Annotated in this window: 5 protein-coding genes and 1 pseudogene; 4 read left to right on the top strand and 2 right to left on the bottom strand. The window is 64.8% G+C overall.

Going from position 1 to position 6,095, the window contains the following annotated elements:
- Positions 1–579: pseudogene (locus EWE75_RS16580) on the bottom strand (hypothetical protein); the annotation flags it as partial.
- A 374-nt stretch (positions 580–953) separates the two neighbouring features.
- Here EWE75_RS16580 and EWE75_RS16575 point away from each other — a divergent pair.
- Complete coding sequence (locus EWE75_RS16575; protein ID WP_165388422.1) at positions 954–2,054, top strand: acyltransferase family protein; 1,101 nt, start codon at positions 954–956, stop codon at positions 2,052–2,054.
- 5 nt (positions 2,055–2,059) lie between these two features.
- Here EWE75_RS16575 and EWE75_RS16570 read toward each other — a convergent pair whose 3' ends face one another.
- Positions 2,060–3,397 carry an O-antigen ligase family protein gene (locus tag EWE75_RS16570; protein WP_130159218.1) on the bottom strand — a complete coding sequence of 446 codons (1,338 nt, stop codon included), beginning with the start codon at positions 3,395–3,397 and terminating at the stop codon, positions 2,060–2,062.
- A 110-nt stretch (positions 3,398–3,507) separates the two neighbouring features.
- Between EWE75_RS16570 and EWE75_RS16565 the strand changes: the two genes are divergently transcribed.
- The 3 genes from EWE75_RS16565 to map are packed head-to-tail and all read left to right on the top strand — an operon-like array spanning position 3,508 to position 6,089.
- Complete coding sequence (locus EWE75_RS16565) at positions 3,508–5,046, top strand: lipopolysaccharide biosynthesis protein (protein WP_130159217.1); 1,539 nt, start codon at positions 3,508–3,510, stop codon at positions 5,044–5,046.
- 55 nt (positions 5,047–5,101) lie between these two features.
- The gene (locus EWE75_RS16560; protein ID WP_130159216.1) at positions 5,102–5,308 is read left to right on the top strand and encodes a ParD-like family protein; all 207 of its coding nucleotides are present in this window, start codon (positions 5,102–5,104) and stop codon (positions 5,306–5,308) included.
- Position 5,309: 1 nt separating this feature from the next.
- The gene (gene map / locus EWE75_RS16555; RefSeq protein ID WP_130159215.1) at positions 5,310–6,089 is read left to right on the top strand and encodes a type I methionyl aminopeptidase; all 780 of its coding nucleotides are present in this window, start codon (positions 5,310–5,312) and stop codon (positions 6,087–6,089) included.
- Positions 6,090–6,095: the final 6 nt, after the last annotated feature.

The raw sequence follows: 6,095 nt of genomic DNA, 5'->3' as shown, positions 1-6,095 counted from the left end.
CGCCAGTTGAGTCGCGCCAAGCCGCGCGCCGGCATTGGCGAACCAGGTGAACATCACCAGCAGCGCGATCGTGCGGATCATGATATCGGCGTTGACCGCGAGCAGCCGCCGCATCGCCGACGCGCCGCCGACAAACAGTAAGCCCGCCGGCCCCGGCGCGGACGCCGCTTGGGAAACCAGGCTGAGGCTGTAGGAGCCGCCCTTGTTTTTCACCGACGTACTGGTAACGTCGATGAAGTAATCGCCCGACGCCAAGCCAGCGAAGGTCTTGGTCTGACCCGCGAGCAATTCGCCGAGAAACACGCTCCCGGGTCCGTAGAACTTGGCGCTCAGTGTGGTCAGCCCCAATCCCAAGATCAGCGGGCTGATATTGGCGCTACCACCGACGGTCGACGGTGTTCCGAGCGCGAAGGTCCAGCTATCGCTGGGATTGCTGGGACCAAGCGAGCCGCCGCCGCCTACGATGACACCGGGAACCAGCGTTCCCAAAGGATGGGTGACCGCCATTGACGGACTGGCCAGGAACATGGCCGATACCCCCGCCAGAACAGCGAGTTTCTTCTTGAAAGCTACCCCCATGAAATCTCTCCTCAAAACAGGCCCTTAAGCCAGACGAATGACGAGCGCCTTTTAGATTACATGATTTGTAACCAGCACTATCAAGCCCGACGTCTATACTTGTAACTTAACACGCCATCAAACCGTATCGGCCCGATATAGCCTTGAATATGTCCAGACTGGATCATTTGCTTTGATACATGTTCCACGACGGATGCATCCATAATGGACACAACACACGTCATCTTAGATTTTCCGAATTTCACTTCCGCAAAATGCCTGATATCGTATCCGACAACCTTCCGCATCTTTGGGAGGCTTCGCCGGGCCGCTCTGGTCCGGCGCGCTTCGGCGCCGAATCCACCGCGCCACGATGTCCGCAACGATGGGAGGCCATGTTGTCATACCGGCAGATCAGGCATGCTCCCGCGTCCGTGATTGCGATCGGGCCGGGCGACGCGTCGCCGCTGGCCCGTGCCGAACCCGCAAAGACCGTCGCAAACGGACATGCTTGGCGTGGCGTTCTGATCGCGCTGATCGTGCTCGGCCACAATCGCCTGTTCGAATCGCATTTTTACGGGGTCTATCGGCTCCTCTACAATTTCCATGTCGAGGCGTTTTTGATCATCCCGTTCCTGCGCCGGGGCGATCCCGGCCGGCGGGTGGACTGGCTGTATCCGCTGAAGGCCTATTACCGTCCGTTCTGCGTCTTCGTCACAGCCTATGCCGTGCTGTTCGCGGTGTCCGGGGTTGCCGAAGCGCCGCGCTCGGTCGGCGATGCCTTCGCACGGTATGGGTCCGCGCTCACCTTCGCGGACAGCGCCGCGCTCGACCGCGCGACCGGGTTCGAGATGTTCTGGTTCCTGCCGGTCTTCATCATCCTGGCGACGATCCGACCGCTGCTCGAACGCGCCACCATCACCTGGTTCATCGTGGCGCTGGTCGGCGCCGCTGCCGTGCATGCGTCGGTCGGCTATATCGATGCGAGCACCGCCGCGATGCTGCCGTGGGGCGTGCCGATCGTCGGCTATATGCTGTTCCCCTGTCTGGTCGCCGCCGCTTTGGCCAGGTCGGGGTGGAGCAACGCCATCCCGCTCTGGGCGACCGTCATCGTGTTCGCGGCGATGACGTGCCTGTGCCTCGTCGACAAACTCTGGATCAACCTGTCGGACTTCAAGCTGTATGATGCCACGCATCCCGCCGGCCTGATTGTCACCGACATCGTCATGGTCGCGGCGTCGATCGTGTTTCTACGCGGCGGCGCACACCTTCGCTGGGGCTGGCTCGATGCGCTGGGCCGCCATTCGCTCCAGATCTATCTGATCCACGGCATCATCGGCTATGCGCTGGTACGCCTCGCCGGGCAGGACCACACGCTGGCGGCAACGCTGCCGCTGCTCGCAATCAGCTACACCACGACGCTTCTGCTATCATTCCTCATCGCGCGGTGGCTGATGCGAAGCCCGATCGGCACATGGATCTTCGCCGCCCGGTAAAAGCGTCAAGCCCGGCTGCGCAAGCTGCCCGACGGAACCGGCGCCCGCGCGGGGGAAACGGAGATTGCGGGCCGCTCACCCCGCGCGCGCAAGCTGCGCCCCGGCGCCGGCAGCGTGCCCACGATCACCCCAACACCGCCGATCAGCAGCAGCATCGCCGTATCGACCGCTTCGGCATAGCAATAGCTCAGCAGCAGGATGATGCCGTACAGCGGCATCCGGTCGAGCGACCCCGCCGCAAACCCGCCGCTGTTCACCAGATGGCGCAGCGCCCGCCACAGCGCGAGGGCGAAGAAGCTCGCGACGATCGCGATACCGAACATGCCGCCCTCGGCCGGGATGCGGTGGACTTCACCGTGGACATTCATCGCGAAGCCGGTCGGGCCATAGGTCGCCGCCGCCCACGCCCAATAGCCGGTCGCGCCCACCCCGAATGCAGGATGATGCGTGAACAAAGTCCAGGCGTTGCGATTGACGAACTCGCGGACGATGTCGCTTCGGTCGTAGATGCTCTGCACGGTGAAGAAATAGCGCGTCGGCGTGTGCGAATAATCACGCGCGGCGCTGGTCAGTTCGCGGTGGATATAGCCATCGTCGAGCAACAGCGCGATTGCCGCGACCGCGCCGATCATACCGGCGAGGCCGAGCTTCGCGCTCAGCGAAAACCGGCAGAGCGCGAACAAAGCGCAGAACAGGATCAGCGCCTTGCGCTCGCCGCTCAGCAATATGATCGCGAAGGCGGCCAGCAACAGCGCCGGAAAGAGATAGCGCCCCTTGCTCTTGATCCAGTCCTCCAGCCCGAACAGCGGCATCAGCGCCAACGACAGGATCAGCTTGGTGTCGGACAGATATTTCCAGGTGACGAGATGGTGGTGGAGCACATGCCAGATCACCAGATGCGCGGTGACGAGCGCGCACAGCACGCCCATGCCCTTTAGCAGGGCCTCCGCGTCGGCGCGCTTCGCCGATTGCGCATAGGCATACAGGCCGATTAGCGCGATCGCGATGATGCAGAACTGCACCGTGCGCGCCACGCCGGCGGGATAGGACACCATGAAGCTCGTCACCGTCGCATCCGCGATATAGGCCAGCGCCAGCACGAACACGCTGTCGAAGCGGCGGAAGCTCGTGCGGCAGCTCCAGATCGTGACGCCGAGCGCCAGCATCACCACCACGCCCAGCGCGGCGATCTTGTAGCACAGCGAAAGCACCAGCAGGACCATCGCCGCGAACACAGCCCGCCGGGCAAAGCTCCCGCGATCCACCGCGCGCGGCTCCGCGCGCACGCTGTCGCGGCTGCGCCGGAACGGCGCGCGGTGACGATGGCTGACGACCCTGCTCACGCGCTTACGCTGCCCCCGCTTCCGACATCACCCGCCATGCGCGTGAGCCGTGTCATGGAACAAGGTATCCACACCAGAACGGAGCAATCGGACCCGCAAAACACGCGCGCGTGACCTTGCCGCGCCGCTCGGCTATCGCGGTGTGGCCGCCGATCGGCTCGGCGGGCAGCGGGGGTTCAGTGGCAGGCAGTCTGATTCGTCGGCTCGGCGCGAGCCGGATGGTGACGAACACCGGCGCCTATCTGCTCGGCACGGTGATCAACCGGCTGTTCCCGCTGTTGCTCGTGCCGCTGTACACACGCGTCTGGAGCACCAGCGAGTTCGGCGCGTGGGGCTTCTGCATGACCGTGCTCAACGTGTTACTGATCGTCTCCGGCCTCGGCCTCGATGCGGCGACGACACGGCTGTATTACGACCATCACGATCCGCACGAGATCCGCCGATTCCTCGTCGTCGGCTTCGTGTTGCGCATCGCGGTGGCGGTCGGCACGGCGCTGCTGCTGTTCGCGCCGTTGGTGATGATCTGGCCGTGGATCAGCGGCGGCGCGATCCCCGCGCTGCCGTTCGTACCGTTGCTGCTCGCCGGAGCGTCGCTCCAGGCGGTGGTGGCGTTCAACCTCGCCAACGCCCGCGCCGAGCGCCGCGCCAAGGCGTTCATCCAGATCCAGATCGTGCAGGCGCTGTTGCAGGCGGTCGCCAGCCTCGCACTGGTGCTGGCCGGCTGGGGCGCGGCGGGCGCGTTCTACGGCTATGCCATCGGCGCGGGGATCGTCGCGGTCGGCGCCGGCGCGCGCTTCCTGCGCCGCAACCACACGCCGGGTCCGCTGCCGTGGGGGCAGATGCGCGAGAACCTCGCCTATGGCATCAAGACATTGCCGGTCGCGATGTCGACATGGCTGCGGCGCATGGCCGACCGGGTCATCATCGGCCGATCGGTGTCGATGACCGACCTTGGCCTGTATCAATTGAGCGCGAGCGGCATGGCGCCGCTGTCGGTGCTGATGGGCGCATTCAACGCCGCCTATCTGCCGTTCTTCTACGAAAAGCGCCGGCAGGGCGAAGCCGCGCTGCCGTTAATCGCGGCGATGGACATGGCGATCATCGCGGTGCTGGCGATGCTGTCCGTCGCGGTGATGGCGCTCACCCCCGAACTGATCCGCTTCCTCGGCCCGCCGCGCTACACCGGCGCCGCGCACATGACGCCCGCCTTGGTGTTGGCGGTGATGCTCGACGGCATCCAGTTGCAATTCACCAAGGAGCTGATGTTCCACAAGCGCCCGGGACTCGCGAGCTGGATGACGACCCCGCCCTCGCTGCTCGGCGTCGTCGCCGATATCGTGCTGATCCCGCACTATGGCGCGATTGCGGCGGCGTGGGTGGCGGCGGCGGTGTCCGCGACGATCCTGATCGGCTGCGTCATCGCGACCCGCCGCGTCGAGCGTACCGGCCACGATTTGCGCCGGCTCGCGCTCGCCTGCGCACTGGTGGCCGCGTACGCGTTGGCGGCGAGCGAAGTCCTGCCGGTCACGCCGTTCCACCTGCCCGCGCTGGCGGTGCGGGTGGGCAGCGGCGCGCTCGTCTGCGCGGCGATCCTGCTGATCCTCGCACCCGGCAACATCCGCACGGTGCTGAAGGCGCTCGGGCGGTAGCGTTGACCCGGCACGATACGAACCATATACGGTTCGTATATTGAAAGGTACGCACATGGGCATCGTGAAAATCGCCGACGACCTGCACGAGGAAGCACGCCGCGCCAGCGCGGTGATGTGCCGCTCGATCAATGCGCAGGCCGAGTTCTGGATGAAGATCGGCATGCTCGCCGAGGCCAATCCGAGCCTGTCGTTCAACGATATCGTCCAGGCGCAGATCGCCGCAGCGCATCTCCATCTCGCTGACCCGGCGACCGCCTGACATGGTCAAGACCGCCGACGAGCTCGCGCTGATGCGAATTTCGGGCAAATTGCTCGCCTCGGTGTTCGAGATGCTCGACGGCCAAAATCTCGCCGGCCTGTCGACGATGCAGGTCAACGACATGGTCGATCGCTTCATCACCGTCGATCTTGCCGCCCGCCCGGCGAGCAAGGGGCAGTACGGCTTCAAATATGTCCTGAACTGCTCGATCAACCATGTCGTCTGCCACGGCGTTCCGAATGCGGACGAGATCATCCGCGATGGCGACATCATCAATCTCGACATCACGCTCGAAAAAAACGGCTTCATCGCCGATTCGAGCAAGACCTACCTCGTCGGCACCCCCGCGCCTGCCGCCCGGCGGCTGGTGAAGGTCGCGCAGGAGGCGATGTGGCAGGGCATCCGCGCGGTGCGGCCCGGCGGCTATCTCGGCGACATCGGCTTCGCGATCGAACGCCACGCCAAGAAGCACGGCTATACCATCGTCCGCGACTATTGCGGGCACGGCATCGGCCGCGAGATGCACGAGGAACCACAGGTGCGGGCATTCGGAAAGCCGGGCACCGGCCTCAAATTGCGCGAGGGCATGGTCTTCACGATCGAGCCGATGCTCAACCAGGGCACACGCAAGGTCTCGACCGAGGATGACGGCTGGACCGTCGTCACCGACGACCGCAAGCTCTCCGCCCAGTTCGAACATACCGTCGCGGTGACGCGCGACGGCGTCGAAATCCTCACGCTCCGCCGCGACGAAGCCCCGATGCTGCAACGCCAAGCTTAACAACGG

The organism is Sphingomonas populi, from assembly GCF_004208535.1.
In the GTDB taxonomy this organism is placed as follows: Bacteria; Pseudomonadota; Alphaproteobacteria; order Sphingomonadales; family Sphingomonadaceae; genus Sphingomonas; species Sphingomonas populi.
This window is presented reverse-complemented; position numbering and strand designations above follow the sequence as displayed.

What these genes read in the sequence shown, in the direction of transcription:
- EWE75_RS16575 (WP_165388422.1), top strand. Translation starts at nt 954, where the DNA reads ATGTTGTCATACCGGCAGATCAGGCATGCTCCCGCGTCCGTGATTGCG.
- EWE75_RS16560 (WP_130159216.1), top strand. Translation starts at nt 5,102, where the DNA reads ATGGGCATCGTGAAAATCGCCGACGACCTGCACGAGGAAGCACGCCGC.
- map (WP_130159215.1), top strand. Translation starts at nt 5,310, where the DNA reads ATGGTCAAGACCGCCGACGAGCTCGCGCTGATGCGAATTTCGGGCAAA.